The 2,500-nt window shown below is 73.2% G+C and carries 3 protein-coding genes; 2 read left to right on the top strand and 1 reads right to left on the bottom strand.

Features of this window, described 5'->3' with window-relative positions; translation table 11 throughout:
* On the bottom strand, positions 1 to 665 hold a 665-nt coding region (locus tag C1I97_RS35355), incomplete at its 3' end, for an FAD-dependent oxidoreductase (protein WP_146608406.1).
* 117 nt (positions 666 to 782) lie between these two features.
* On the opposite strand from C1I97_RS35355, the gene C1I97_RS35350 reads away from it, so the two are divergent.
* The gene (locus tag C1I97_RS35350) at positions 783 to 1,424 is read left to right on the top strand and encodes a uridine kinase (RefSeq protein WP_181447064.1); all 642 of its coding nucleotides are present in this window, start codon (positions 783 to 785) and stop codon (positions 1,422 to 1,424) included.
* Positions 1,425 to 1,466: 42 nt separating this feature from the next.
* A complete protein-coding gene (locus C1I97_RS35345; protein ID WP_111007039.1) occupies positions 1,467 to 2,381 on the top strand; it encodes a bifunctional helix-turn-helix transcriptional regulator/GNAT family N-acetyltransferase in 915 nt (304 codons plus the stop codon).
* The last annotated feature ends 119 nt before the right edge of the window (positions 2,382 to 2,500 follow it).

Genomic DNA, 2,500 nt, shown 5'->3' with positions numbered 1-2,500 from the left:
CCCACGTCCCGCCCCACCGCCATGGACGTACGGAACTTGGTCCCCTCGGCCCGCATCTGCTCAAGTCGCCGCTCCAGATGGTGCTTCTCCATCTTGAACGAGGGGATGCCGTACCGCATGAGCCCGCCGAGCCGGTCGTCCCTCTCGTACACGGCCACGGTGTGCCCCGCGCGGGTCAGCTGCTGCGCCGCGGCCAGCCCCGTCGGCCCCGAGCCGATCACCGCGACGGTCCGCCCGGACAGCCGGTCGGGCGGACGCGGTGGGGCGAACCCCTCCTCCCAGGCCCGGTCGGCGATCGCGCACTCCACGTTCTTGATGGTGACGGCCGGCTGGTTGATCGCCAGCACACACCCCGCCTCGCACGGCGCCGGGCACAACCGCCCCGTGAACTCGGGGAAGTTGTTGGTCGCGTGCAGCCGGTCGCTCGCCGCCCGCCAGTCCTCCCGGGACACCAGGTCGTTCCACTCGGGGATCAGGTTGCCCAGCGGACAGGCCTCGTGGCAGAACGGCACCCCGCAGTCCATGCACCGGTCCGCCTGCTTGCTGATGATCGGCAGCAACCCGCCCGGCACGTACACCTCGTGCCAGTCCCGCACCCGCTCCTCGACCGGCCGGCGCGGCCACTCCCGCCGAGGCGTGGTCATGAAACCCTTGGGATCGGCCATGGCCGTCCCCCTTGCCTGGGCACCACCTCTTCCCGGCCACGATACGTCGGCGCCGGTCCGCGTGTAGAGCCCGGGTGGAGCCCGCGCGGAGCACCGCGGGGTACGGCCTGCCGCATCATGGACGGTGTGCGACTCCGAGCGATCACCTGGGAACGGCTCGCCGACCGCCTCGCCGAGCGCCTGCTCGACCTGAAGCCCGGCGACGGCAGCCCCTGGCCGCGCGTCGCCTTCGACGGCGCCCCCGCCGCCTGCCCCGGCAACCTCGCCGAACGCGTCGCCGAGGCGCTGCGCCCGCTCGGCCGGCCCTCGCTGGTCGTCGGCACCGAGGGCTTCCTGCGCCCGGCCTCCCTCCGCCTGGAGCACGGCCACCGGGGCGTGGACTCCTACTACGACGGCTGGCTCGACACCGGCGCCCTGTGGCGGGAGGTCTTCGGCCCGCTCGAACCCGGCGGTGACGGCCGCGTCCTGCCCGACCTGTGGGACCCGGCCACCGACCGCGCCACCCGCAGCCCCTACGTCCGGCTCCCGCCCGGCGGCCTGCTCCTGCTGCACGGCCCCCTCCTGCTGCGCCACTGGTTCCCCTTCGACCTGACCGTCCACCTCCTCCTCTCCCCGGGCGCCCTGCGCCGTCGCACCCCCGAGGCGGACCACTGGACACTCCCCGCCTTCGACCGCTACGAGGCCGAGACCGACCCGGCCGCCACCGCCGACGTCCTGGTACGCGCGGACGACCCGCGCCGTCCGGCCTGGAACGGCTGAGACGTCTGGCCGGACGCCAAACTCTCTGACTAAGGTCAGAGGATGAACCAGGCGCGGACAGATGCGGCACAGATCGACCAGGTGCGGCGGTTCAACCGCACCGTCACCGAACGCGTGGGCGTGCTCCATGACCACTACCTGGGCGGCGACCGGCCGGTCGGCGAGGCCCGGCTGCTCTGGGAGATCGGCGAGCAGGGCCAGGACGTGCGGCACCTGCGCGAGCGTCTCGGACTCGACTCCGGGTACGTCAGCCGGCTGCTGCGCTCCCTGAAGGCCGACGGCCTGGTGACGGTCGAGCCGCAGCGCCGGGACCGGCGAGTGCGCACCGTGCGGCTCACCGACGCGGGCCGGGCGGAGCGCGCCCTGCTCGACGACCGCAGCGACGAGCTGGCCGGTTCCCTGCTCGAGCCGCTCAACGCCGCACAGCGCGACCGGCTGGTCGCGGCCATGGCCGAGGTCGACCGGTTGCTGACCGCCGCGACGGTGACGCTGGACGTCGTCGACCCCGGCCACCCCGACGCCCGGCACTGCCTGTTGTCCTACTTCACCGAGCTGCAGGAGCGCTTCGAGACCGGCTTCGACCCCGCGCGCAGCCTGCTGCCCGACGCGGGCGAACTCAGGCCGCCTCACGGCCTGTTCCTGGTAGCTCGACTGCACGGTGAACCCGTCGGCTGCGCCGGTCTGAAACTGCCGCCCGGGGCTCCGGCGGAGATCAAGCGCATGTGGGTCGCGCCCCGGGCCCGCAGGCTCGGCCTCGGACGCCGCCTCCTGACCGAACTGGAGGCGCGGGCCGCCGAGCACGGCCGCGACACCTTGCGCCTGGACACCAACAAGGCGCTCAGCGCCGCGATCGGCCTGTACCACTCCTTCGGCTTCCAGGAGGTCCCCGCCTTCAACGACGAGCCGTACGCCCACCACTGGTTCGAGAAGCGGACACCCCCACAGCCGTCGGGCTGACGACAGAAGCCGACCAACCATGAACCCCCGGCAGCGGACCGAGCCAGGGGTGCAGGGAAGACGGGGGACCGAGCCAGGGGTGCAGGGAAGACGGGGGACCGAGCCAGGTGTACAGGGGA

The organism is Streptomyces sp. NTH33 (assembly GCF_003236365.1).
In the GTDB taxonomy this organism is placed as follows: domain Bacteria; phylum Actinomycetota; class Actinomycetes; order Streptomycetales; family Streptomycetaceae; genus Streptomyces.
Note: the sequence above shows the minus strand (reverse complement) of the source record. Positions and strands in the feature narration are given on the sequence as shown.